The sequence below is a fragment of the Paraburkholderia sp. Cy-641 genome (assembly GCF_011752945.1).
Lineage (GTDB): Bacteria > Pseudomonadota > Gammaproteobacteria > Burkholderiales > Burkholderiaceae > Paraburkholderia.
On the sequence record NZ_VWWM01000017.1, the window covers coordinates 1 to 23,610 of the forward strand.

Below are 23,610 nucleotides of genomic sequence, written 5' to 3' on the forward strand. Positions count from 1 at the left end.
AACCTCAACGAAGACGCCGAATAGATTTGAGCAAGCCCGAAACATCGTTGAACCCAGCATTGCAAAAATGGGGGCGACCATAGATTCTGACTAACAACAAACAGGAAGTGATGGAAGTGTTGACGGGGCCGGAGCGCCAGCGGCGATGGTCAGCCGATGAAAAGCTGGCGATGGTGAGAGAGAGTTTCGAGCTGGGCAAGTCGGTCTCGATGGTTGCACGCCAGCATGGCGTCAATCCGAATCAGCTGTTTCACTGACGCAAGCTGTATCAGGACGGCAGTTTGTCAGCAGTTAGCGCCGGCGAGGAAGTGGTGCCCGCTTCCGGGTTGAGCGATGCACTGAAGCAAATCAGGGAACTGCAGCGCTTGCTGGGAAAGAAAACCATGGAGAACGAGATTCTTCGTGAGGCGGTGGAGGTGGCGAAGTCGCGAAAATGGATTGCGCGCTCGCCCTCATTGCCGGGGGACGAGCAGTGAAGCGGGTCTGCGACGTTCTCGGTGTAGCGCGCTCAAACGTGGCAGCAAGGCTGGCGCGTCCGGATGACTGGCAGGATGGACGCAGCGCCAGGCAGACGGACGATGCCGGCCTGGTCGAAGAGATTCGGCTGACCGTCACTGACCTGCCGAGCTACGGATATCGCCGGGTCTGGGGCATGTTGCGCCGTGAAAGGGAGCGCCGGGGTATCGCTCCAGTGAACGCCAAACGCGTGTATCGGGTGATGCGCGTTCACAGCTTGCTGCTGCAACGCAGACCTTCGCCACCACGGCCGCAGCGTCGGCACGATGGCAAGGTCGCGGTCGCGAAGCGCAACCAGCGCTGGTGTTCTGATGGCTTTGAGTTTCGCTGCGACAACGGTGAGCCATTGCGCGTGACGTTCGCTCTGGACTGCTGTGACCGTGAAGCGATGAGCTGGGCGGCGACGACAGGCGGTCACAGTGGCGATGTGGTGCGCGATGTAATGCTCGCAGCCGTCGAGAACCGATTTGGAAATGTCTTGAAGACGCCGGCTGAAATCGAGTGGCTGACAGATAACGGCTCAGGCTACACGGCGCACAGGACCAGAAGCTTCGCGTCGTCCATCGGGCTAAAGCCGTTGACCACACCGGTCTGCAGCCCGCAAAGTAACGGAATGGCGGAGCGCTTCGTAAAGACGATGAAGCGTGACCATGTCGCCTTCATGCCGAAGCCCGATGCAGCGACTGCGGCGCGCAATCTTGCCGTCGCGTTTGACCACTATAACGAACATCATCCTGACAGCGCGCTGAAGTACCGCTCGCCACGCGAGTTCAGGCGCAGGACCGATTCATCAACTCAAGTGTGAGGCGGTGTCCGGAGGTACAGGGGCAAATCCAGGGTGCGGCCCGCCAAGTAAATGTGAGGTTGACCACATAGCCGCGAGAGAATTTGCTCTAGTGTGTCTTTATAGCAAGCGCGTCGGCCAGTCGATCGCACGGCAAGCGTACAGCGAAACGTTGGCGATTGACTCCTCGTCGCGTCACGACCAACTCCGAAGCTAGCAATTTTGTCTTAGATGGCTCTATAACGTTTGTTTCAATCGTGAGGCTTGCGTTATGAAGGTTATTGTTGATGGCGGTTCACAAGATGTAAGGTCGGCTTTACCAGGAGGAATTTCTCTTCCTCCAAGTCTAATTAATATCGACGCGGGTGAACTGGGCAGACGAATCAATCAGGCGATCAAGGAGATATCAGATCCTTTGATACTCGCATCTGAAAATCTGTCCTCCGTTGAAATTGAAAAGATAACTCTTTCTCTAGCCATCACTGCAACCGGCGAAATCGCATTACTTTCTCTTCTGAAAGGCGGTTCGTCGATCCAGTCGACGATCCAGGTGACCTTGATACCGAAGAAGAAATCGCAATGAGTGATGCCAGAGAGTTCCTGTTGGAATTGGTTGCGTGGTACAAAAATGATCCTAAATATCGAGACTATTATGAGATTGTTACATCTGACAAAAAAGCCGTTTTGGAAAACATTGATAGAACCACTGCGAAGCAATTAGGTGCTCACAGTTACACAGGAAAATACCATCTACGATCACTCGGTGCGAGCGTTACATTAAAATATAAAAACTCATTTAAAAAACTATTATCTGCTTATCGCAAACATGTAGAGGAAAATATTGATGAGCTTACCGATTGGTCCTTGGGTGATCCAGAGCTTCACGCGGTTTTCACACGAATAATAGAAATTATTGTTAAAAATAATGCATTTCTCGGATCGGCTGAGAATTACTTAGACTTTTGTTTCCTGCCAGTTCCGATTCCAAATGCATGTGCCTTTCTCACTCCCATTGATCGGCGGCCGGTAATGGCTTTTCAAGAAGGCATGCCGTTATTTTTGCATAAGATGTCGAAAATAGTGATTGAAATTTGCATGAGGATGCCCGTGGAGGCGTACGATAAGATCGCCAACCAAGCGCTTTCCTCTGATCAAGCCACTGCTTCCGATGCGACACAAAAGCTAGCTGGCCTGGTCGACAAAGCCGTAAGAGAAAGCGCAGATATCGGCGCCATATTTGTTACGACTGTTGCGGCACTGGTGTTCAATGGAACATTGAGCGGAACGGGGTTTATTCCAAGCAACGAGTTCACCGTAGTTCCTGGAGGGACGCTGCTACAGGGCATGGAAACATTCTTGGTCGGCCATGAAATAGCGCATATTTTCCACGGCGATTTAACGCGGAGCGAAAAGCAAGAAGAGGTAGTGATCGATGGCCATGAAACCGATCTTATTATCCCGGCTTCCGACGACGAGCTGGCGGCGGATATTCTCGGCTTGACATTACTATGGAATATCGTGGCCAAGGAAGGTCGGGATGGATGGTTCGGAGATACGAACAGCGCAATAATGCTAAGTGCGCCAGATGTATTTTTTTCTTTGTATGATATGTTATATATTTTTATCGAAGCAGCTGCTGGGTTCTCTGTCTGTGAAAGGTATGATTCCCATCCTTCGCCGATCAGGCGGAGGGAGGTCATTCGGCAGTATCGACAAGTGCTTTTTGCGAAATCTGGGGCAACTGAAACGTCCTTATCACATTTTTTGGGTTTGAAGTACGATTACGTAATTAAGTCGTTAACCTATTATTCAATATCAATTTTCAGAAATATGCTCGCTGACGGAAATAAAATCTCCCCCGTCTGGGTGCCAGAATGGAATTCTTAATTCTATTTATCCAATAATTTACTGCGCGATCGCTAAGAAGAGCGATAGACAAGTTTGATGAGCTATATCGCGGGCACGAATGAGCCTCAACAGTCACACGAGAAGCGACTGTATTCGAATCCCCGGCGGTTGTTTTGACGCATCAGAGCAGCATCTTTGCGAATACCGAAACAGTGGAAATTCGCGACGAGATGCCCCGTCGTGCGCTAGCGTGTCCTATTTCTGCGTCTCACTTATCCGTCAAGGTGATCGGTCGAACGGTAGATGAGTTTTCAAACTTGCCGTCCGGCGCTCGAATCCGACCCGAAGCATCCGTTCATCGACGATCCATTCGCGCGAATGGCCGCTGTGGTCTGATTCTGTTGAAAAACTAGTTTTCGTTGGAAACGAAGCCAGTTGGCTAAAAATCGACCTCTGAGATCGCGCTACAAACCGCTCGTAATTATCGGTCGAGGGTAAGAGGACCCCTGAAACACCGGCTGAACCCTTCTGTGAAGAGTTTATCAACAAAATCGTCTCGAAGCTGCCGGGCAGTGAGGTCAAATCGTTGTCCGCTCAGAGTCGAAACTGTGAGTTGGCGGATGCAGGAAACGCCCGTCCCCACTGCGCGACGCCTGCACGGTCAACACCCGCCACATTGCTGGCGTCCAAAAGAACCTCGTCGAACGTCGGCTTACGACGCGTCGGCGAGGACCGGGAGCGACTGGCCGTTGCACTTCGATCACAGCCATTGGCAACGAGAGGTCGCGCTGTCTGAGACCAAACTGACGTTGACTGATTAGGTTTCGACTTATACACCTGAGTATTTTGTGTGACGGTATCGCGGTTCCGCCGCTGCATGTTTCGCTAACTGCAGTGAAGCGTTGGCGGCCGGGACCGCGAAACGACAACTGGCATTCGACCACATCTACGTGACGGTCTGCGGCAATGCGATGCGAAAGAAGATTGGGAAACGTGCGTACGACGGGGCTTTGTCCTTCCATGTGTCTGGCTCCCGGTCTATTGGACCTCATCGGCACTGTAGCGAGAACAGCGCATGGAATGTCATGCTAAATCACACGTCTCTTCTGTTTATCCTGCTTTCGATGTCGGCGCATGTCTGCATGAGTTGATCGAAGGGGGCAGCATCCACGAGCAATATTGAGTCGTCCAGCATGGCGGCGTAGTCCTCCGCAAGGGCTTTGCGCGCATCGTCTTCAGGGACCAGCCGTAGCCGTCCCTGTGCTGCGTTGGCGTAGTCGATGACTGTGCCATTAGCGTCTTTCTCAATGAAGAAGATGGACTTGTGTTGGGCGACCATGGTCGCGACAGCGCGATCGGCAACGACTTCGTCGAAGTGCGGACTGCGCGCAATCGCCGCCAGATCATGCCAATGCCGGGCATAGCGTTCGCCACGGATGCGGCCTTGTGCGCAGTACACATGCGCTGCAGTCGCTTTCTCCCAAAAAGTCCGCGCGAGGCTCATGACCAGCGGCGACGCTGTTGGAAACGACACCTCGGGGACATACCCGTCCATGTCGCACGTGACCGACATGATCTGATGAGGTTCTCCAGTAGCACGGGCGCCAAATTCCAGGGTGATCACCGGTGCCACGTAGCCAGTCCCCTCGGCGAGGGGAGGGTAACTCAAGAGCAGTTTGTCGTTATCCTGTCCCCCAAGCTCAACCCGTGCATTCAGCTGATCGTGTTCCAGCGATGCCTGAATGACGGGCTGGACGTTCGTTTTGATCCAGTCAGGAAGCCGGTGGCGTACGGCTTGCGTCCATTTGCTGGCTTGGCTGCGGCTGGATGGCAGTTCGCCACCGTCGTTGATCAGATCCGGTATCAGCTTGCGAATGTCGTAGGTCAGGTCAATATCTTCGGAGAAGCGATCGATGATCTTGTAGGCCTTGGACAAGGACGTACCACCTTTAAAGGTGAGATCGGCGGACAGGCTCGACTCGAAGAGCGCGCGGAGTGTCCACACGACCCACACGTCTTTTTCAAGCAGATGCGCAGGGCGCCCCGTTTGATCGCGGGCGTATTCCAGCGCTTCGCGCCGGTCGTCCGTGCTGAGACTGAAAAAGTTCTCAGCCATGCGCGGCTTCCTGACCGATCGCCTGAGCCATCCACGACGGTAAGATGGCTCGGGCGGACGTCAGCGTTTGCCATTCCGTTTCCGGAAGGGTGCGGTGCAGTGCCGCTAGAGAGCCACTGGCATGCGTCGGTCCCATCCAGGCCAGTGCGCGGATCGCGGCGCCAGCTGGCCCGTTACCCAAAGCCAGCATCCAGCAGGGGGCGTGTTTGACCAGCAACTCCGAGCGACCGAGTTTCAACTTCCGGGTACGTCCTGACGTCAGATAGACCTCCCGGGTCGGTACCTGCTGGGTCAAGCCGAGTGCATTCGCAGCACTGGCGCCGTGCGGGGCGATGGTTTCGCCGCTCAGCTCCGCCATGGCCTTTACGACCTTCTCCGACGCAGGGGCGCGCGAGCCGAACCGGCTGGAAACGGGGGCCACATAGGTTCCACGCGCTACGCGTATAAGCTTGCCGGCTTTGCTGAGGCGCGAAAACGCCTGGTCAACCGCAGCGCGGCTTCCCAGATGCAGGAATTCTTTGGGCGACAGCACGCCGCCCTCGGGGAGGGAGCGGGAGTGGAGCAGTATGGCTTCGGGGAGCGTGTTCATGGATACCTCGCATGTCAGAAATTATACTTTATTTCTGACATGCGAGCAACGCTGCCGCCGTGCATGGGGGCAGCGGGTGTTGTGGAGGGGCTACCGGGGATCTCTGCCGGTGGGTAACAAATCTTCCGCCTTTTGGCCGGTTAGCTGATGAGGGTGGTGAGCAGCTAAATTGGTATCGTTGGTTGTACGCTGACGGTGCGGCACGCTCATACGAGGCGAGAATACGGCTCGTGACTCCGTCGCCCCGGCTCTGCGACAATAGGATCTCGTCGCCCCATCACGCTCACCATGAAGCATTCGGATTTCTATATCGACCTCGAATTTCTCGGTCCGGCCGGCTTCCGTTGGCGCTGCTCCGATGTCGGTACACGCACGATCGTCGCTGTGCGTCTCGAGCACGACGATCCGAACTGGTATCGCGGGCCACCGTACGTCGCGACGGAAGAGGTGTTTGACGAACGGGAGATGGAGCGTTGCCATCTCACGCCGGAGGATGCAATTCGCGCGGCAATCGAAGAGGCGGATACGTCGGGCCATCCTGGCTATCCACATGACGTCGTCAGTCACATGATGCATGCTCGCTTCGAAGCGGCAAGTTCCTACCCGAACGGGGGCGTGCTGCGCTTCGATCGGTGCGGATTCGATGGCGAGATCCTGCACCCGTACGCTGGACGCAAAGATGACGAACAATGGATCGTGCAGCTCTATCTGCCGTTCCAGCAGGCATTCCTCGAAATGTCGGAGCGGGAGTTCATCGCCTTGCCGATCGCCACGGCTGCGAATGTGCGGGAACGCGCCAATCGGCAAGCCATTTGACCAGAAAACGTCGACGACTGTGGCCTTTCGCACTCGGCCGCGAGGGACATCACACGCGGCGACCGCTCGCCAGTGAGTCCCGTGGACGCAGGGTTGGCGACGTGTGTCGAGTTATTGCGTCATCTGTACGCTGAATCGACTAGATAGACGCCGCCTCTCGCGAAGGTTCGACTCGGTCGGTCCCGGGGCTGACAGGGGGCCGTGCCTCAGCTGGTGCTGTATTGATGTAATCGCACCAGGCCTGCATCATTTCGCGTCGCTTCTCGAACATATCACTGCGGAAGTAGGCAGCTTCTGCCTTGTTGCTCAACGTATGCGCGAGCGCTGCTTCAGCGAGCTCGCGAGGGTAGGTGGTCATTTCGGCGCACCAGTCACGGAACGTCGACCGGAATCCGTGAACCGTCAGGTCTGAATAGCCGACCTTGCGCAGAAACTGAAGCATGGCCATGTTCGAAAGACCCGTTTCCGCTTTCCATCCTGGGAAGACAAAGTCGCTCTTGCGTGTTTTCTTCATCTGCCTCAGAAGTTCGACCGCGCGATTGGACAGGGGAACCCGGTGTTCGCGCTTTGCCTTCATCCGCGTTTTGGGAATGATCCATACTGCCTCGCGCAGATTGATCTCCTCCCAGGTGGCAGCGATGACTTCACCTGTGCGTGTCGCAGTCAGGATGGTGAACTCGAGTGCTTGCGCGGTCACGCCAGGCTGTGCCCGCAGCTCAATGACAAACGAGTGGATATCTTTGTACGGCAGGGCCGCGTGGTGTTGCTGCCGTTGTACCGATGTGGGTCGGGGCAAGAGGGTATCAAGATGATTGCGCCAGGTCGCTGGATTGTCGCCCGTACGCAGGCCGCGGGTTTTGGCCCATGCGAGCACCCGTTCCACGCGACCACGGATCCGGGATGCCGTCTCGTTTTTGCTGAGCCAGATCGGTTCAAGGATCTGGACGATATGCCGGGTATCAACGAGGGCGACATCAAGCGTGCCGATGATAGGCATCGCGTAGGTTTCGAGGGTATTTGTCCACTGGTCAACATGCTTTGGGTTTTTCCACCCAGGACTATGCATGGCGATGTACTGTTCCGCGCACTGCGCGAACGTAAGCTTGGCTGCGACAGCTGCCTGTGCCGCGATGCGGAGGGAGAAAGGATCCTCGCCGCGTCCGAGCACATGGCGCATCCCCTCGGCCTTTTGTCGGGCGGTGGCGAGAGGGACGTTCAGATAGGAACCTACAGCCGTTGCGACTCGTGGAGGTCGTGACAGGACTGGCGCTCTACCAGCCTGTCCCGACCATCGCGGCAGAGCCCGGTTACCAGAGTTCGAACGCATTCATTGCGATGTTCAGGAAAACGTCTGGAGACACGCCACAGCGCTATCTGAAACGGGGAACAGGAGAGGACGCGCACTTTACATTCATATAATTGATTATAAAGGGAGTTTTTGGTTGGCTTGAAGTGGGGTGTACTCATTGATGTACTTAATGGACGTTGGCTCATAACGGACTTAGCGAACGGTTGTGGACATGCAACGCAACGGGCGCTGACGTTTGACCGGCAGGTGGGCGAAAATCGGACGCTAGGTGAGCGTACGGCAGCACTTATCTGTCGAATGGCCGGCGTCATTGCCCCGAGAGCAAGTTCGACTTACACTGTCTATTAATGGATGTTGTACGAAAAACGTTAATGGAGGTGGCGATGAGCTTGCGAGCGTGTGATGTGGTGCCGATTAGTGAAGCGCGGGCGCGGCTGACCGAATTGGCCGACGAAGTCGTAGGCGGTGCGGAGAAGGTCCTCACCAAAAACGGCACGTCCTTTGTTGCGCTCGTCGATGCCAAGAAGCTTGACTACTACCATGCGCTGGAGGTTGAGCACGCGAACTTCGTGCTGCTCGATGAGGCGGAAGCAGGTTTGCACGAGTTGCTGGGTGGCCAAGTGGTCGGTACCGATGACTTGATGCGCGCGTTGACGACGCCGACGAAGCTGTGACGGTCCGGGCAGTTGTCGAGGCGGCGCCCAACTTCCTTGTTACGCTTGATGAAGCGCGACGTTTCCTTGTCGAGCAGGATGTGGACACGGCATCGAGACGTTTTGCGCGGCTCCAGGCGGAGCTTGTTGAGATGGTTCAGATGCTCGGTTGGTCGCCGGGATGTGGTCGTCATGTGCGGTTCCTGGCTGCGCGCTCGGCCCAGGCGAGGTTGCGCCTAGCACGCGTGCAACGCCTTGCGGCCGAGGCCGCGTTGCCGGATCTGCGTGAATTTGTCCTGGAGCAGTACGTGGTGCTCTATGCGCACTCATCGGAGCGCGTCGCGCTGTTGGCCATCAAGCATCAGCGTCAGCTTACCTATTTCGCGTGAGACGTCAGGAACGCGAGGACGTTTCAGGTGCCCCGAAAAGCAAGAAGCCCGCAAGAGCGGGCTTCTTCGCCAACATTATTCAGAAAAATGATCTGGATCTGGCCATGACACAGAATATACGTATTTGTATACGCAAAAACAGTAGATTTCTCAGGACGATGTCAGTACTGAATCGTCGCCTAAGGCAAGTCCGATCTGCTCGATGAATTAATCAGTGGCAAGGTCACGGGAAATTTAGAGGACGCATGGGGCAGGCGGCATCATTCGCGTGGCACCTTAAGGTTTAAGTCGACTGCTGAATACTTTTCGATACCTCACGGGCGATAGCGAATATTGCTTCTGGAACTGATGCCGCATGGCGGAGGTAGATGCATACCCAGCAATGCGCGCAATTTCTTCCATAGAAACATCGGTATTCTCGAGGAGATCTACCACCTTGGAAAGACGCTCGGCATTCAACCATTTCGCAGGGGATGCACCTACTGCTGTTTCGAAGCGCCGCAAGAATGTGCGTTTGCTCATTCCCGCCATTTCCGCCATGACAGTGATCGAGTAAGTCACGGTAAGATCAGAGCGTATTTTATCGAGCAGTGCTCCGAGTTTCCCGCTTTCATGCATGGGTGAAACAGCACGGTCGATAAATTGCGCTTGTCCACCGTCACGGTGTGGTTGCACGATCAGTCGACGCGCAACCATATTGGCTGCTTTGGTGCCGAAGTCGCGTCGAATCAGATGGAGGCAAAGATCGATTCCAGCCGCACCGCCTGCGGAAGTCAACACGTCGCCGTCATCGACATAGAGCACATCAGGCATGACGGTAACGTTAGGGTAACGCTCGGATAAGTACGGCGCGTCTTTCCAGTGAAGCGTCGCCTTGCGACCGCTGAGTAGTCCTGCAGCAGCCATGACCATGGCTCCCGAGCAGATCGACATGATGCGCGCGCCATTTCGATGTGCGGCGCGCAAAGCGTGGGTGAGATGGTCGGGTACGGGCACATCGAGTCCTTTCCATCCCGGAACGACGACTGTCCCGGCTTTCTCGATCAACCGGCAATCTCCATCAGCAAGAAAGCGAATTCCGGCCGTGCCACGCATAGGTCCCTGATCTACTGCAGCGACGGCGAACCGATACCAGTTCGCGCCCATTTCCGGGCGTTCGAGCCCGAATATTTCCACTGCGATAGCAAACTCGAACGTACATAGACCGTCGTACGCAACGACGACAACCAGAGGGTTCGGAAGCTCTGGCAGATCAACGGACATTGGCGTGAATCTGCCAAAATTTGGCACTAAGCTCACTTTTTTAATCTTCCTGCTGAGGATAAAATTATAAGAACGATATGTATAGAAAGTACTGCTTCCATTTAAGATTATTATGAATTCTAGTGGATAAAGGCTGATTGCACATTAATATTTTGAGATGGCGATGACTGGGTATGGTGGTTCATTGCATCACTTGTTTTTTTGTGCTTTCGGATTATCGGCTCTTAACATTGAAGGCGAGAATTCATTGGCTTAAAGATAAAAAATTGACGAATGGTGAGTGATGCCTTGGTCGTGTAATTAAAATGAAAAATATGATGCGACTGATCTTGCGGTAATCTTATTGATATGCAGGGGCATATTTTACATGCATAATCGTGCGGTCACTGTTTTAATGAGTTATTAGAATAATATATAAATAACTATTTCTATGGCCATAAAATGTGTCCCGAATTCGTTTTTATTTTTACAATAGTGATGGCTATGGGTCTGGCAGTCCTGATCGGGGTAAGAATAGGGCTTAGGCATTTGCGAAGGAAGACTTTCTCGCATGAAGCGACACGTCGGCTGGATCTTGCAATTGAAATGACGAGGCATGCCAGTTGCTGTCGATGCGCGCAGGCGCCGGTAGGATCGCCAAGCGCATGCGACCCGCATGAGGTTCATTGCGGGGGGGACACTGAGTTGGCATCGTCCGGTGAATCGAAGGCAAATATGCTAATTGTGCGAGCTCCAGGTACAAGGCTTCCTATCACATGAAGGGAAATATGTAATGCTCGCTCGTGGTTAAACCCGGTACTTGTCGTTTGCTTACTACTGGTTGCCAGCCTCGCGTCCTACACCGCTCTGGATTTGCCTTGGAGAATTGCTACCGCAAAGAGGCAAGCCGCATAGCGGTGGCTTGCCGGCGGCGCATTCGCATGCGCACTTCGTTGACATGCTGGCGTTCACCATGTCGATTCCGCAGGTCTGTGACCCGGCGATCACGCTGCTGTCGCCGCTGATCGCTATTGCGTCTTCGGCCTTCGCACTGCGGCTGGTCTGCCAGAAAACGCTGCCATGGTCGCGGCTCGGAGTCGGTGCGTTGCTGATGAGGCCAGCCATCCCCAGCACGCACTATACGGACATGGTCGCAATGCGCATGACTCCGGGTATCGAGTATGACTTGCTGCTCTTTGTACCGTCCGTCGTGATTGCTATCACCGCATCCGATGCAGCGCCGTGGACTGTGTTCCACCTGCGGCTGGAATCTTGGACCGCAGTACGGCAGCATATCTATGATGCGTGCCAGCACTATGACAGACAGCGGATCCAACAACGGAAAAACGGGAGTACAGCGTGAAAGGAATCGTCTTCAACCTGTTGGAAGAGCTGGTGCGCCGCGAGCACGGCGAGGACGCATGGGATGACCTGCTTGACGCGGCACACGTGCAAGGCGCCTATACGTCGCTCGGCAGTTATCCCGACGCGGAAATTGCGAGGTTGGTCGCGGCTGCCTCCGTACGACTGGCATTGCCGCCGGCAGACGTGCTTCACTGGTTCGGGCGTCAGGCGATGCCGCTGCTGGCGGAAAAATATTCGGTGTTCTTTGCTGGGCACAACACGACTCACAGCTTCGTGCTGACGCTGAACAGCATCATTCATCCGGAAGTATGCAAGCTGTATCCGGGTGCCGTCACACCCGTATTCGACTTCGACACCAGCACGCCGGGAGTGCTGACGATGGGTTACCGGTCGCCGCGCAGGCTGTGTGCGCTCGCACACGGCTTCATCGAGGGCGCGGCCGATCACTACGGGGAGCGCCTCGTATACCGCCACGTGCGCTGCATGCACCACGGCGATGACCAGTGCCTGTCTCACTTGCAGTTCGAGCCCCATTCACACTGAGTCGATGATGACGGAGTTCGTATCCATAGACGAGAAAATTGCACGCCTGACACGTCGGCTCGAACGCGAGCGCCAGGCGCGCGTAGAAGCCGAAGCGATTGCAGAGCGCGGTCTGCGCGAGCTGTACCAGCGGCAGCAGGAAATCGGCTTGCTGGAGACAGTCGCCACGGCCGCCAATCAGGCGTCCGGAATCGACGATGCGCTGTCGCTGGCGGTCCGTGAGATTTGCGGCTACACGCAGTGGCCGGTCGGACATGCGTTTCATGTACATCGCGATCACCGAGATGCGGTCCCGGCGCCCGTTCCGTCCCGAATCTGGCATCTTGCAGAGCCGTCGCGGTTCGAATCGTTTCGCGACGCGACCGTCGTGCTGTGGGATGCGGCAATGCACGGGCTGCCGGGCCGCGTGCTGGCGAGCGGCGCGCCGGCGTGGATCCCCGATGTCGCCGGCGATGCCGATTTCCCCCGCGCCGCTGCGGCCCGGGCGGCCGGGCTGTGTGCGGCGTTCGGATTTCCGGTGCTGGTGGATACCGAGGTGGTCGCGATTCTCGAATTCTTCTCCGAACAGGTGGCGGAGCCTGACGAGGTCCTACTGCGCGTGATGGCGCAGATCGGCACTCAGCTTGGCCGGGTGGTCGAGCGCCAGCGCGCCCGTGATCGGCTGCTGCACGAGGCGTTCCACGACGCACTGACGGGACTGGCGAACCGAGCACTCTTTCTCGAGCGGCTGGAGCTGGTACTGGACCACAGCCGTCACAACCCGGATTACCGCTTCGCGGTGCTATTCCTCGATCTGGACCGCTTCAAGTCAGTCAACGACAGTCTCGGGCACCTAGCCGGCGATGCCCTGATCGTCGAGACCGCGCGGCGGCTGTCGTCATGCCTGCGGCGCGACGACACGCTTGCGCGTGCCCCTCGGCTCACGCACGGAGAGAGGCTGTCGGCCGCCGATGAGGGCATGGTCGCCCGGCTGGGCGGCGACGAGTTCACCGTCCTGCTGGAGGGCATTCGCGACGCCAGCGCCGCAGTGCGCGTGGCCGAGCGTCTCCAGTGCGCGCTCGCGGCGCCCTTCGTGCTGGCCGGTCAGAAGTTGTTCACCTCGGCGAGTATCGGCATTGCGCTGAGCACGACGGGCTATGGCGCCGTGCATGACATCCTGCGCGATGCCGATATCGCGATGTACCGCGCGAAGGCAGGTGGCCGGGCCCGTCACGCAATGTTCGATGAGGCGATGGGCGCGCAGGCTAGCGCAGCGCTGAAGCTCGAGGCGGACTTGCGGGAGGCAATCGTCAACGGCGAATTCACTCTCGTCTACCAGCCCATTGTGTCGCTGCAGGACAGTGCGATCCACGGGTTCGAAGCATTGCTGCGCTGGCGCCACCCAACCCGCGGCATCATTTCTCCCGCAGCGTTTCTGCCAGTCGCCGAGGAAACCGGCCTGATCTGCATCATCGGCCGATGGGTGCTGGAAGAGGCCTGTCGGCAGCTCCGGCGCTGGCACGATGACTTCCCGTATCAGCCACTGCTAACCGTCAGCGTGAACGTATCAGCCAGTCAGTTCTCCGAAGCGGATTTCGTCAGCCATGTCGTGCAAACGTTGCGGACAACGGGTATCCCGTCGGGCTGCCTGAAGCTGGAACTCACGGAAAGCACAGCAATGGTGGATACCGGGCGCACCGTGGCGCAGCTTCTCGAACTACGTGCGCTGGGCATCCAGATCAGCCTCGACGACTTCGGTACCGGCTATTCGTCGCTTAGCTACCTGCGTCGCCTGCCGATTGACACGCTCAAGATCGACCGCTCGTTCGTCAGTGGCATTGAGACGAATCCGGAGAACCGGCATATCCTTGAGACGATCACGCTGCTGGCCCGCACGCTGGGGATGGAGGTGGTTGCAGAAGGCCCCGAGACCGCTGATGAGGTCGCGAGCCTCCGTGCGATCGAGTGCGGGTACGCACAGGGCTATTACTTCTATCGCCCCTTGGACCCGGCTGCTATCGCGACCGCCCTGCGCGCCCAGACCACCGAAAGCGGTTGCGACCGCACGCTCCACCCGAGCGCTGTAGGGCATGACCAACCAGCGAAAACATCATGAACGAACCTGTCCGTACGACAAGTGCTGAGGGCGCGAGCCATAAACTCAGACCGGATGACGTGCCAGTCGGTACACCGCTCGCGTGGCCAGTTGTCGATACCGATGGCGCTCTGCTGTTCGGGCAGGGGACGACACTCATCGATACGGCAGAGCGCGAGTTTCTGTTTAAAAACTTCCAGCCGCAGCGCGGCGATTTACCAGTTTCGCGTCCAGTTTCCGCCGCCGCCGGGCCAACTGCACACGTCGGGCAGCCGATCACGCCTGCTGAGATGAAACTAGGAATTGGTGCGCTGCTTGGACTGCGGCCGCAGATCGGCATGGGGCGCGCGATGCATTCGAGCCGGGTGATCGGTTTCGCGCCGCATCAGGCGCTGTTCGTGACACCACCCTGGTCGGACGGCCAGCCGGTACCGCTCGCCCGGGGCGAACAGGTCGAGGTGGTCGCAATCGCCAGCCACGCGGTATTCTGGTTTGTCTGCACAGTGGACGCGGTGTGCCGGGACCCGTTCAGCTATCTCGTACTGTCGCCGCCAGGTACGATCCGGCGGCTGCGCGAGCGCCGCGCGCAGCGCGTACCTGTACGGCTGGCCGTGCGCTACGGCACCGATGTCGCCAGCGCCAGTTGCGACAGCGTGGGCGTCGCCCGTGATCTCAGCGTGCTCGGGATGTCGCTTGCAGCATCCCGTTCTCTCGGCGAGCCGGGTGAGCGCCTGTGCGTGGCGTTCCGGCTCCGCATGGATGACACCGACGTCGAGATCCAGACGGCCGCTGTTATCCGCAATGTGCATTGGGACGCGTCGAAGCCGGGCGATGAAACAATCCATGGCCTCGAGTTCGCATCGCTCCAACCGTCGCAGCAGACGGCACTGAAAAATTTCGTGTTCGACCGGCAGGACGTAGTCTCCGTGCATGGGCCGGGACTAACCGGATGACGCTGAAGGGCGTTGTCACGTTAGCGGGGTACTCGCCTGACATATAGCGCAATGGAGAAGACGAAATCGCGCTATCACAGTCACCGATTCTCGGTGGGCGTCATCTCTCAAATGATGCGCAGATATTTCCGGTTCCAGCTCAGCCCGCGCGATATCGAAGAGCTGCTGTTCGAACGTGGCGTGATCGTTAGCTATAAGACGATCGTTTCAACTGCCGCTTCACGCGGCTTCGGGGAAAACTGTAGTCGCCGATTCATGTCTGCAATGTACATATAGCGACGAATCAATTGACGGACCATAAATCACCGATGCAGAAGGCGATTTGATCGCTGCGCGCATGACAACATGATCGTTGATCACTCGAAGTTTTAGCTCAAGGTCTAACGCTTTGTTCGGGGTTGGAGTGGCGATCATGCGGGGCAGTGCGGCTGTGCCCCGCGGGCATCGTTGAAACTCAGGGTGCGGTGGGCTGCCAGGACGGATCAGGATCGAACGCCCTGATTGCCGCCGCGATGCGCGCGCCGTTCGGTCCGAGATTCTTCTGATACAGCTTGCCGTCCTGGTTGACGATGAAGCTCATCACACCGGTCTTGCCATAGTCGGCCGGCTACGCGATCAGAGCGAAGCCGCCTTTGAGCTGTCCGTTTCCGGCATAGCTGCGCGCGCCGCCCTCCGCATGCGGGCCCTGCGCCGTGAGGATGCGGAAGTGGTAGCCGTGATAACCCTCCTTCGGCGTCACCTTCGCGTCATGCGGCATGGTGGCCGCGAGCGGGTCGAGCGGGCTTTCGGTTTCGCCGGACCCGGCCGGCCAGTAGAGTCCGTCATGCGTGCCGGGCGTGCTCATGAAGCGTTGCGCGTAGTGTTGCATCATGCCGTGATACTCCTTCTGCGCATCGACATAGGCGAGCGAGGTGAGCATCGCGGCGCGCTCGTTGCGGCCGATGCGGCGTGTGAGGATCTCGCCCGCGTCCTCGCGCGGGTCGAAGCTCCAGCCGTGCGCGCCCTGCACGATCGGCGTCGCGTTTATTGCCGATAAACTGGGGCGCCGCAAGGTGTTCGTGGGTGCGCTGCTGTGTTACACCATCGCGGCAGCCATCATGTCGTTGCAGACGGACCCGGTCTGGATCGTGTTCTGGCGCGTGATCGCGGGCATCGTCGTGGGCGCCGAACTCGTCACGATCGACGCATACGTGTCGGAGTTTGTCCCGGCGCGCATCCGCGGGCGCGCGTTCGCCTTTCTCCAGACCATCCAGTACACGTCCATTCCCACTATCGCATTCCTTTCATGGCAACTGGTACCGATCGCACCGTTCGGATTCGACGGCTGGCGATGGGTGGTATGGATCGGTTGCGCGGGAGCGATTCTCGTCTGGATCGTGCGGCTCGGATTGCCGGAAAGTCCTCGCTGGCTGATCCAGCAAGGTCGTGGCGAGGAGGCCGCGAAGATCGTCGCACGGATCGAGGCGAAGATTAAAAAGATAACCGGTGAACCGTTGCCTCCGGTTCCTGCCACCGTACCGCCGGTCAAGGCAGTTGCGTCCGATGGAACCATCGGCTCGTGGTACGCCCGGTATCGCAAACGCACCATCGTGCTGCTCGTCTTCAATTTCTTTCAATTGATCGGATACTATGGATTTGCCAGCTGGGTACCGACGCTGCTTGCCGAGAAGGGCGTGGCGCTGACTCATAGCCTGATGTATTCCTTCATCATTGCGATTGCCAGTCCGTTGGGCCCGCTTGTCGCGATGCTATTCGCCGATCGCGTGGAGCGGAAATGGCTGATTGCAGGATCTGCCGCCAGCATGGCGGTCCTGGGAATCATCTTTGCCCAGCAACGCGATCCTGTGATCGTCGTCGCAATGGGGCTGTTGATGACGTTGGCTTTTTCATACAGGCCTTATCAGGCGGAGCTGTTTCCCACTCACATGCGTGCACGCGCTATCGGCATGGTCTATTCGGCCAGTCGTGTCAGTGCCATGTTGTCGGGGTTCCTGATTGCGTTCTTCCTCCGACACCTCGGTGTGCTGGGCGTATTCTCGCTCATCGCGGGTTCCATGCTGATCGTGTTCATTACGATCGGCGTTTTCGGCCCGCGTGTGCGCGGATTGAGTCTCGAACAGATTTCGCAGTGAACAGCTCCGGCAACTATCTCCCCGTTCGCGAGGCGTGGCTCGAATCCGGCGCTGAGGCCGCGCTCGAGCCCGACCTGCCCATCGTCGACGCGCACCATCACTTCTACGATCGCAAGGGATGGACTTACCTGCTCGACGAATATCTTGAAGATGCGCGGTCTGGACACAACATCACGGCGTCGGTTTATATGCAGGCGCTCACGCGCTATCGACGGTCGGGTCCCGAGGAGTTCTGGCCCGTGGGCGAAGTCGAGTACGTTGCTGAAGCGACTGCCCACATGCAAAACACAGGAATCCAGGTCGCAAAAGGTATCGTTGGTTATGTCGATCTTCGACGCGGTGCGGCGTTCGGGACGTAATCGAGAAAGAAGTTGAACGAAGCGACAGGCGTTTGCGCGGAGTGAGGCATCTGGTGGCCTGGGACCGTGACCCGACTCTCGTGAATCCGTTGTCCGCCGCGCCGCGCGGTCTGCTGCTCGATCCACACTATCGGGCAGGTGTGGTGCAACTGGGCTCGCTCGGTCTGTCTTACGATGCATGGCTCTTTTTTCCGCAACTTCCCGAAGTTTCGATCTGGCTAAGGCGCATCCGGATATTCCAGTCATCATCAATCACTGCGGCGGGGATCGTGCGAATATCCAGCTATCGCGATCGTCGCAAGGAAGTATTCGAGACTTGGGCGAGATCGATGCGGCAACTGGCTCGATTGCACAACGTGTATGTGAAGTTGGGCGGGTTGGGTATGCGTATCAACGGCTTCGACTTTGAAAAAGGCGAGCGTCCACCGTCGTCGCTGGAACTCGCGGAAACCTGGAAGCCGCGGATGCATACCTGTATCGAAGCTTTTGGCGTAAATCGCCGTATGTTCGAGAGCAATTTCCCGGTGGACAAGGGCTCTTATCCCTACAGCAACGGCTGGAATGCGTTCAAGCGGCTCACCAGGCAAGCCAGTGCGGAGGAACGCGCGGCCCTTTTCCGAGGCACTGCAACGACGGTCTATCGTCTGTCTTCGCCCGTGTAGACGCTGGAGGGAATGCGATTGCAGCTGCAGAATAGGACGCCAATCTTGGTCTGCCGGTAGCGTCCGCAGTGTCTGCGGAGCGCGTCATAGGCCGCAATCTGATCTTGTGCGACGAACTCTTACAGGGCGGTCAGAAGCCGGAACGTCCTTCGGTCAGCCGAAGGACGCAATGGTCGCGCTTTTAGCGGGGCGCCGTTGAGACATCCCTCAGTAACGCCGGATGTGCGATTACTGAACGACGTTGACCGGCCCGTGGTCGTCGCAATGATTGCCATGAGAATGATGGAGGTGATCGTCGACCAGATAGTCGACGTGATCGCCGTGAGGCACGGCTTCGTGTCCGCAACCAGGACCGTGCACGTGTCCCGGCGCGTGTCCACTGCATTGGTGATCGGGCGTGCAGCGATCCGGGTTGGTTGCGGTGACCTCCAGACGGTGTTCGTCCACGTGATCGCCATGCGGGTGATGGAGATGGCCGTCGTGGAGATAGTCAACGTGGTCTCCGTGCCGGATAGCCGTATGGCCGCAGGCCGGGCCATGCTGGTGATCATGATGGGCGTGATGCGGTTCATTGCAGGTTGTCATGGCTTTTCCTTCAGGATGTTGATGGACTATCCCTGCTCGGCGGCGTGTGCCAGCACGCTGTTGAGCAGTGTCAGAACGTGGTCGTCGGACAGGGCGTAAAAAACATGTTTCGCTTCCCGCCGCCGCTTCACGAGACGCGCGGCATACAGGACCTTCAGCCTCGCCGAGATACTTCCCAGCTTCGCTTGCTCGGCTTCAACCAGTTCCGTGACGTTTCGCTCGCCTCGCGACAGCAGAATGAGCAGCCGCAGTCGCGATGGATCGCGTAGTGCGTGAAACATCGTGCCCGCCACCTCAAGCTGGGCAGGTGAGGCGACGACGGTAGGTGGAGCAGAAACGCAGGGGCTACCGGTAGGTTTCATTCTCTATCATTCTAAAGTTTTATTGAATGATAGAAAGATTCACAGCTCTGTCAAGTGGACGCTGAACGGCGCGGCCTGACTGCCTGTGTCAGGATTCGGGATTTTCCACAATCCAAATTAATGCAACATGGTTGCGTTAACTGGTATATTGCAACTATGTTGCGATATTGATGATATTTGATATCGATCCGGATCTCCTGGCGACGGTCCTCTGCGAGGTCATGGATAGCCAGTTCGAGAGGGTGCGCGTCGATGTCACGACACAGAGGACCTGTCTGCCGGCGACGCACATCAGGACTTGGTGCTGATCGGCGTTGATATGGACGAGCTAGGATTGCGCCAGCACCTTGACGCCTGTCTGCTTACCGATGCGGAAATGGCTGAGGGTCCGCAGGCATGGACCCGGTACGACGATCCTTTCCCTGCATGGGGCGGCCGTCTACCCGAGGCAGAAGGTACGGCATGAGTCCGAGGCCTGACGCGGGCGCCGGCCGGGCATCGCGAAGACGGTGCAACTGCCGGATCCTGGGAAGCTGGATCAGCGAGATCAACGAAACGGGGAGTGTGCGATGGACATGATACCTGTCACCCTGCTGACGGGGTTTCTCGGCAGCGGCAAGACGACGATGCTGAACCGGCTGGTGCAGCAGCCGGAAATGGCGGATGCGCTGGTGCTGATCAACGAGTTCGGCGAGATCGGGCTCGACCACCTGCTCGTCGCGCACAGTCGTGAAGACATCGTGGTCGAGATGAGCAGCGGCTGCCTGTGCTGCACGATTCGCAGCGATCTGGTCCGCACGCTCAAGGACATCCACTGGCGGTTCGCGCGCGAGGGTCGCCGACAGTTCAGCCGCGTGGTGATCGAAACCACCGGGCTTGCGGATCCAGCGCCCATCGTGCATACCTTGGCGACACACCGCGACCTGCGGGATCGCTACCGGCTCGATGGGCTGGTGACGACGATTGACGTACGCAACGGCGAAGCGACGCTCGACGAACATGTCGAGGCGGTCAAGCAGGCCGCGATGGCCGACAGACTGCTGTTGACGAAGACGGATCTCGTGGATGCCGACGCATTGGAACGGCTCGCCAGCCGTCTGCATTCGATCAATCCGGCCGCGACGCTCATCCGTGTCAGCCATGGCGAACTGGCGGTGAGCCGGATACTGGATCTGGGTCTTTTCACGGCGGACGGCAAGATCGCGGACGTGGAACGCTGGCTTGCCGAGGAAAGATACCGTCAGGACGATGACGAGCATCTTCATGGAGAAGATCATCACGATCATGACCACGGTCATGACGATTCGCATGCGGAGGCACAAGGCCACGAACACGGTTATCGCGATGCACATCATGATGGTCATGCGCACACGTACCACCATCACGGGCACGGGCACGAACACGACGTCAACCGTCACGACGACCAGATCCGGGCGTTCTGCTTCACGGTCGACGAGCCGATTCCCGAGCAGGTGCTGACGGACTGGCTGGACGTTCTGCTGTCGCTGATGGGCCCTTCGATGCTGCGAATCAAGGGGATCCTGAACGTGCAGGGCGAGGACAGGCCGATTGTGATCCACGGCGTGCAGCACGTGTTCCATCCGCCTGTGCCGCTCGATGCGTGGCCGGGCGAGGACCGGCACTCGCGGATCGTCTTCATCACGCGCGCCGTCGAACGCGAAACGGTAGAAGAAACGTTCCGGCTGTTCAGCGAGGTGGGCGCGATCCGTGCACAGGAGGCCCGGTCCGGATGACGCTGCCTACCATCATGCTGTACAACACGCTGACCCGTAGCCGGGAGCCGTTGCGAACCGGTGTGCCGGACGCCGTCACAATGTACGTGTGCGGCCCGACGGTCTACAACTATGCGCATATTGGCAATGCCCGGCCGGCGGTCGTGTTCGACGTGCTCGCCCGATTGCTGCGCAGGCGTTACCGGTCCGTGCTGTATGCGCGCAACCTGACGGACGTCGACGACAAAATCAATGAGGCTGCGCGTCGCGACGGAGTACCGATCGCGAACGTCACGGCGCAGTACATCGATGCATACCATGCGGACATGCAGGCGCTGGGCGTTCTCCCGCCGGATATCGAACCGCGCGTGACCGCACATATTCCGGAGATCATCGCGCTCGTCGAGACTTTGATCGAACGTGGACATGCTTACGTCGCGCAGGGGCACGTGCTGTTCCACGTGCCGTCCTTTCCGGAATACGGCCGGCTGTCAGGGCGCCGCACGCAGGAGATGATGGCCGGCGCCCGCGTCGAGGTCGCGCCGTTCAAGCGCGATCCGCTCGACTTCGTGCTCTGGAAGCCTTCCACCGATGATCTGCCCGGCTGGGCCAGTCCGTGGGGCCGTGGGCGGCCGGGCTGGCACATCGAATGTTCGGCGATGATCGGACGTCATCTGGGCCGCACGGTCGACATTCACGGCGGTGGCCAGGATCTGATCTTTCCACACCACGAGAACGAGATCGCGCAGGGCGTCTGTGCCCACGGTGGCGAACCGTACTGCCGGATGTGGATGCACAACAGCTTCGTCACCGCCGACGGGCAGAAGATGTCGAAGTCGCTGGGCAACGTGCTGCTGGTGCGGGATCTGCTGGCACAGGCGCCAGGGGAGGCAATCCGGCTGGCATTGCTGTCGGCTCACTATCGCCATCCGCTGGACTGGAGTGCCCAGCGGCTCGATGCAGCCCGCAGGACGCTGCAGCGGGCCTATACGGCGCTTGCCACCGCTTCGCAGGTACCGGACGTGGAAGTCGAACCGGACAGCGAGGTGGAAGCGGCGCTGGCGAGCGATCTGAATGTGCCGCGCGCGATGGTTCGCCTGCATCAACTGGTGGCGGATCTGGAGAAGGCGGCAGACGGGCCGGCGCAGCAGGGCGCGAAGGCGCGGCTGCTGGCGTCCGGGCAACTGCTCGGTCTGCTACAGCAGGCGCCGGCGCAGGCGATGGACGCATTGCGCCGGCACGCCGGTGAACGGCACGCACCGGACGACGCATGGGTGGAATCGCATGTAGCCCGCCGTACCGAAGCACGCCGTCGGCGAGCCTTCTCCGAAGCCGATGCGCTGCGCGACGAACTGGTGCGCGCGGGTATTCAGATCGAGGATACGCTGCAGGGAACGGTCTGGTATCGGAGTCAAGGAGTACCGGCATGATCCGCAAGAATCCACGAGGTGATCTGCCGGTCGTCCACGAAAGTGCATTTGTCGATCCGACGGCCATTCTCTGCGGGAGGGTGATCGTTGAAGAGAACGTGTTCATCGGCCCGTATGCGGTGATCCGCGCGGACGAGACAGATGCCACGGGCGGCATGGAGCCGATCCATATCGGCGCGCACTCGAATATCCAGGACGGTGTCGTGATTCACTCGAAGTCCGGCGCCGCGGTGACGATCGGCTGTCATACGTCGATTGCTCACCGCGCGATCGTTCATGGCCCGTGCGAGGTCGGCGACCGGGTATTCATTGGCTTTAACAGCGTGCTGTTCAACTGCACGGTCGGCGAAGGCTGTGTCGTGCGCCACAACGCCGTGGTCGACGGTTGCAGCCTTCCGCCGGGCTTCTACGTGCCGTCCACGCAGCGCATCGGTCCGGGCACCAACCTGTCGGGCATTCCGAAGGTGACGGCGAGCGCATCCGAGTTTTCGGAGGACGTCGCCCAGACCAACGTGAAGCTCGTTCAGGGATACCGCCGCATCGCGAACGAACTCTGACATTACTGGAATTCCCATGCTTATCCGCAAGCTCTTTTCATTCGAAGGCGCACATGTTGTGCGGCATGCGTCGTCGCACCGTTGCGCGTGGTCGATCCATGGCCATTCATACCGGGTCGAGATTGTCCTGGAGGCCGATGCACTGGATCACGGCCAGATGGTCTATGACTTTGGCCTGCTCAAGGGTGAGGTCCGCGAGATCGTCGACGCGTTCGATCACACACTTGTGTTCTGGAACAGCGACGATCCGCAATACATCGCGATGTGCCGCAGTCATTCGCAGCGCTGGATCTCGCTGCCCGTATCGCCAAGCGCGGAGCAGCTCTCTCGCGTGTTCTTCGTGCTGGTCGATGCAGTGATGCGCGCGATGCCGATGCGTAACGGCGAGAAGGACGTGAGGGTCCACTCGGTCATTGTGCACGAGACGGCGACGGGCTACGCGCAGTGCTTCCGGCGCGATGCGTACAACGCGCGCATGGGACGGGTCAGTCCCGGTGCGATCGAATTCTCCGAGGCTGTGCGCCGCGAAGCGGCAAGCGGCATCGTCGACGAACTGGCGAGTGCCGCGGTGTGCGTGCCAGCATGCTGACGAG

At 58.4% G+C, this 23,610-nt stretch carries 21 protein-coding genes and 4 pseudogenes; 20 read left to right on the forward strand and 5 right to left on the reverse strand.

Annotation, left to right across the window (positions count from 1 at the left end; all coding sequences use genetic code 11):
• The first annotated feature begins 110 nt into the window (after nucleotides 1-110).
• The 3 genes and pseudogenes from F3J20_RS11040 (at nucleotide 111) to F3J20_RS11050 (ending at nucleotide 3,187) form a co-directional block, all read left to right on the forward strand.
• A pseudogene (locus F3J20_RS11040) lies at nucleotides 111-1,321 on the forward strand (IS3 family transposase).
• A 250-nt stretch (nucleotides 1,322-1,571) separates the two neighbouring features.
• Nucleotides 1,572-1,883 (forward strand): hypothetical protein, encoded by a 312-nt coding sequence (locus tag F3J20_RS11045; protein WP_167037914.1) that lies wholly within the window; start codon nucleotides 1,572-1,574, stop codon nucleotides 1,881-1,883.
• Nucleotides 1,880-3,187 (forward strand): hypothetical protein, encoded by a 1,308-nt coding sequence (locus F3J20_RS11050; protein ID WP_167283384.1) that lies wholly within the window; start codon nucleotides 1,880-1,882, stop codon nucleotides 3,185-3,187. The genes F3J20_RS11045 and F3J20_RS11050 overlap by 4 nt, the downstream gene beginning before the upstream one ends.
• Nucleotides 3,188-4,241: 1,054 nt before the next feature.
• Here F3J20_RS11050 and F3J20_RS11055 read toward each other — a convergent pair.
• Nucleotides 4,242-5,264, reverse strand: coding sequence for a nucleotidyl transferase AbiEii/AbiGii toxin family protein (locus F3J20_RS11055; protein ID WP_167037924.1), 1,023 nt, complete (start codon nucleotides 5,262-5,264; stop codon nucleotides 4,242-4,244).
• Nucleotides 5,257-5,853 (reverse strand): DUF6088 family protein, encoded by a 597-nt coding sequence (locus tag F3J20_RS11060; protein ID WP_167037927.1) that lies wholly within the window; start codon nucleotides 5,851-5,853, stop codon nucleotides 5,257-5,259. The genes F3J20_RS11055 and F3J20_RS11060 overlap by 8 nt, the downstream gene beginning before the upstream one ends.
• A gap of 384 nt (nucleotides 5,854-6,237) precedes the next feature.
• Between F3J20_RS11060 and F3J20_RS11065 the strand changes: the two genes are divergently transcribed.
• Nucleotides 6,238-6,669 (forward strand): hypothetical protein, encoded by a 432-nt coding sequence (locus F3J20_RS11065; protein ID WP_345889863.1) that lies wholly within the window; start codon nucleotides 6,238-6,240, stop codon nucleotides 6,667-6,669.
• A gap of 139 nt (nucleotides 6,670-6,808) precedes the next feature.
• Here the strand turns inward: F3J20_RS11065 and F3J20_RS11070 are convergent, their stop codons facing one another.
• Nucleotides 6,809-7,846 carry a site-specific integrase gene (locus F3J20_RS11070; RefSeq protein ID WP_167283386.1) on the reverse strand — a complete coding sequence of 346 codons (1,038 nt, stop codon included), beginning with the start codon at nucleotides 7,844-7,846 and terminating at the stop codon, nucleotides 6,809-6,811.
• 503 nt (nucleotides 7,847-8,349) lie between these two features.
• On the opposite strand from F3J20_RS11070, the gene F3J20_RS11075 reads away from it, so the two are divergent.
• Both F3J20_RS11075 and F3J20_RS11080 read left to right on the forward strand, forming a co-directional pair.
• Nucleotides 8,350-8,652, forward strand: a complete 303-nt coding sequence (locus tag F3J20_RS11075; protein WP_240158695.1) for a type II toxin-antitoxin system prevent-host-death family antitoxin — start codon at nucleotides 8,350-8,352, stop codon at nucleotides 8,650-8,652.
• Entirely contained in the window at nucleotides 8,649-9,020 is a 372-nt protein-coding gene (locus tag F3J20_RS11080; protein ID WP_167283387.1) for a hypothetical protein, read from the forward strand. Before F3J20_RS11075 ends, F3J20_RS11080 begins: the two co-directional genes overlap by 4 nt.
• A 276-nt stretch (nucleotides 9,021-9,296) precedes the next feature.
• Here the strand turns inward: F3J20_RS11080 and ftrA are convergent, their stop codons facing one another.
• A complete protein-coding gene (gene ftrA, locus F3J20_RS11085; protein WP_167050390.1) occupies nucleotides 9,297-10,283 on the reverse strand; it encodes a transcriptional regulator FtrA in 987 nt (328 codons plus the stop codon).
• 952 nt (nucleotides 10,284-11,235) lie between these two features.
• Here ftrA and F3J20_RS11090 point away from each other — a divergent pair.
• The 5 genes and pseudogenes from F3J20_RS11090 to F3J20_RS32065 all read left to right on the forward strand — a co-directional run.
• Complete coding sequence (locus F3J20_RS11090) at nucleotides 11,236-11,625, forward strand: MHYT domain-containing protein (protein WP_345889864.1); 390 nt, start codon at nucleotides 11,236-11,238, stop codon at nucleotides 11,623-11,625.
• Nucleotides 11,622-12,170 (forward strand): heme NO-binding domain-containing protein, encoded by a 549-nt coding sequence (locus F3J20_RS11095; protein ID WP_167050391.1) that lies wholly within the window; start codon nucleotides 11,622-11,624, stop codon nucleotides 12,168-12,170. Before F3J20_RS11090 ends, F3J20_RS11095 begins: the two co-directional genes overlap by 4 nt.
• A gap of 4 nt (nucleotides 12,171-12,174) precedes the next feature.
• Nucleotides 12,175-14,265, forward strand: coding sequence for a GGDEF domain-containing protein (locus tag F3J20_RS11100; RefSeq protein ID WP_167050392.1), 2,091 nt, complete (start codon nucleotides 12,175-12,177; stop codon nucleotides 14,263-14,265).
• Nucleotides 14,262-15,197 (forward strand): flagellar brake protein, encoded by a 936-nt coding sequence (locus F3J20_RS11105; RefSeq protein ID WP_167050393.1) that lies wholly within the window; start codon nucleotides 14,262-14,264, stop codon nucleotides 15,195-15,197. Before F3J20_RS11100 ends, F3J20_RS11105 begins: the two co-directional genes overlap by 4 nt.
• A gap of 51 nt (nucleotides 15,198-15,248) precedes the next feature.
• A pseudogene (locus tag F3J20_RS32065) lies at nucleotides 15,249-15,401 on the forward strand (IS6 family transposase); the annotation flags it as partial.
• 250 nt (nucleotides 15,402-15,651) lie between these two features.
• Here the strand turns inward: F3J20_RS32065 and F3J20_RS11115 are convergent.
• A pseudogene (locus tag F3J20_RS11115) lies at nucleotides 15,652-16,212 on the reverse strand (DUF2950 family protein); the annotation flags it as partial.
• Between F3J20_RS11115 and F3J20_RS11120 the strand changes: the two are divergent.
• The 9 genes and pseudogenes from F3J20_RS11120 to F3J20_RS11155 all read left to right on the forward strand — a co-directional run bounded on the left by F3J20_RS11120 (nucleotide 16,139) and on the right by F3J20_RS11155 (nucleotide 23,606).
• Entirely contained in the window at nucleotides 16,139-17,329 is a 1,191-nt protein-coding gene (locus F3J20_RS11120; protein ID WP_167050394.1) for an MFS transporter, read from the forward strand. The pseudogene F3J20_RS11115 and the gene F3J20_RS11120 overlap by 74 nt on opposite strands.
• A complete protein-coding gene (locus F3J20_RS32525) occupies nucleotides 17,326-17,688 on the forward strand; it encodes a hypothetical protein (protein ID WP_345889865.1) in 363 nt (120 codons plus the stop codon). The genes F3J20_RS11120 and F3J20_RS32525 overlap by 4 nt, the downstream gene beginning before the upstream one ends.
• Before the next feature lie 53 nt (nucleotides 17,689-17,741).
• On the forward strand, nucleotides 17,742-18,350 hold the full coding sequence (locus F3J20_RS32530) for an amidohydrolase family protein (RefSeq protein ID WP_345889866.1): 609 nt from the start codon (nucleotides 17,742-17,744) through the stop codon (nucleotides 18,348-18,350).
• A 279-nt stretch (nucleotides 18,351-18,629) separates the two neighbouring features.
• Nucleotides 18,630-19,034: a hypothetical protein gene (locus tag F3J20_RS31810; RefSeq protein WP_205193434.1), complete on the forward strand. Its 405-nt coding sequence runs from the start codon at nucleotides 18,630-18,632 to the stop codon at nucleotides 19,032-19,034.
• A 543-nt stretch (nucleotides 19,035-19,577) separates the two neighbouring features.
• Nucleotides 19,578-19,763, forward strand: a pseudogene (locus F3J20_RS11135) (hypothetical protein); the annotation flags it as partial.
• Nucleotides 19,764-19,866: 103 nt separating this feature from the next.
• A complete protein-coding gene (locus tag F3J20_RS11140) occupies nucleotides 19,867-21,051 on the forward strand; it encodes a GTP-binding protein (RefSeq protein WP_167050395.1) in 1,185 nt (394 codons plus the stop codon).
• The gene (gene cysS, locus F3J20_RS11145) at nucleotides 21,048-22,460 is read left to right on the forward strand and encodes a cysteine--tRNA ligase (protein WP_167050396.1); all 1,413 of its coding nucleotides are present in this window, start codon (nucleotides 21,048-21,050) and stop codon (nucleotides 22,458-22,460) included. Before F3J20_RS11140 ends, cysS begins: the two co-directional genes overlap by 4 nt.
• A complete protein-coding gene (locus tag F3J20_RS11150; RefSeq protein ID WP_167050397.1) occupies nucleotides 22,457-23,017 on the forward strand; it encodes a carbonate dehydratase in 561 nt (186 codons plus the stop codon). The genes cysS and F3J20_RS11150 overlap by 4 nt, the downstream gene beginning before the upstream one ends.
• Before the next feature lie 16 nt (nucleotides 23,018-23,033).
• Entirely contained in the window at nucleotides 23,034-23,606 is a 573-nt protein-coding gene (locus F3J20_RS11155; protein WP_167050398.1) for a 6-carboxytetrahydropterin synthase, read from the forward strand.
• Nucleotides 23,607-23,610 lie beyond the last annotated feature (4 nt).

Bases quoted from the DNA above. Each gene is read 5' to 3' on its own strand.
- F3J20_RS11155 (WP_167050398.1), top strand. From the start codon at position 23,034: ATGCTTATCCGCAAGCTCTTTTCATTCGAAGGCGCACATGTTGTGCGG.
- F3J20_RS11100 (WP_167050392.1), top strand. From the start codon at position 12,175: ATGATGACGGAGTTCGTATCCATAGACGAGAAAATTGCACGCCTGACA.
- F3J20_RS11120 (WP_167050394.1), top strand. From the start codon at position 16,139: ATGCGGCGTGTGAGGATCTCGCCCGCGTCCTCGCGCGGGTCGAAGCTC.
- F3J20_RS31810 (WP_205193434.1), top strand. From the start codon at position 18,630: ATGATGGAGGTGATCGTCGACCAGATAGTCGACGTGATCGCCGTGAGG.
- F3J20_RS11105 (WP_167050393.1), top strand. From the start codon at position 14,262: ATGAACGAACCTGTCCGTACGACAAGTGCTGAGGGCGCGAGCCATAAA.
- cysS (WP_167050396.1), top strand. From the start codon at position 21,048: ATGACGCTGCCTACCATCATGCTGTACAACACGCTGACCCGTAGCCGG.
- F3J20_RS11070 (WP_167283386.1), bottom strand. From the start codon at position 7,846: ATGCGCCATGTGCTCGGACGCGGCGAGGATCCTTTCTCCCTCCGCATC.
- F3J20_RS11055 (WP_167037924.1), bottom strand. From the start codon at position 5,264: ATGGCTGAGAACTTTTTCAGTCTCAGCACGGACGACCGGCGCGAAGCG.
- F3J20_RS11060 (WP_167037927.1), bottom strand. From the start codon at position 5,853: ATGAACACGCTCCCCGAAGCCATACTGCTCCACTCCCGCTCCCTCCCC.
- F3J20_RS11090 (WP_345889864.1), top strand. From the start codon at position 11,236: ATGTCGATTCCGCAGGTCTGTGACCCGGCGATCACGCTGCTGTCGCCG.
- F3J20_RS11075 (WP_240158695.1), top strand. From the start codon at position 8,350: ATGGAGGTGGCGATGAGCTTGCGAGCGTGTGATGTGGTGCCGATTAGT.
- F3J20_RS11050 (WP_167283384.1), top strand. From the start codon at position 1,880: ATGAGTGATGCCAGAGAGTTCCTGTTGGAATTGGTTGCGTGGTACAAA.
- F3J20_RS11140 (WP_167050395.1), top strand. From the start codon at position 19,867: ATGGACATGATACCTGTCACCCTGCTGACGGGGTTTCTCGGCAGCGGC.
- ftrA (WP_167050390.1), bottom strand. From the start codon at position 10,283: ATGTCCGTTGATCTGCCAGAGCTTCCGAACCCTCTGGTTGTCGTCGTT.
- F3J20_RS11045 (WP_167037914.1), top strand. From the start codon at position 1,572: ATGAAGGTTATTGTTGATGGCGGTTCACAAGATGTAAGGTCGGCTTTA.
- F3J20_RS11150 (WP_167050397.1), top strand. From the start codon at position 22,457: ATGATCCGCAAGAATCCACGAGGTGATCTGCCGGTCGTCCACGAAAGT.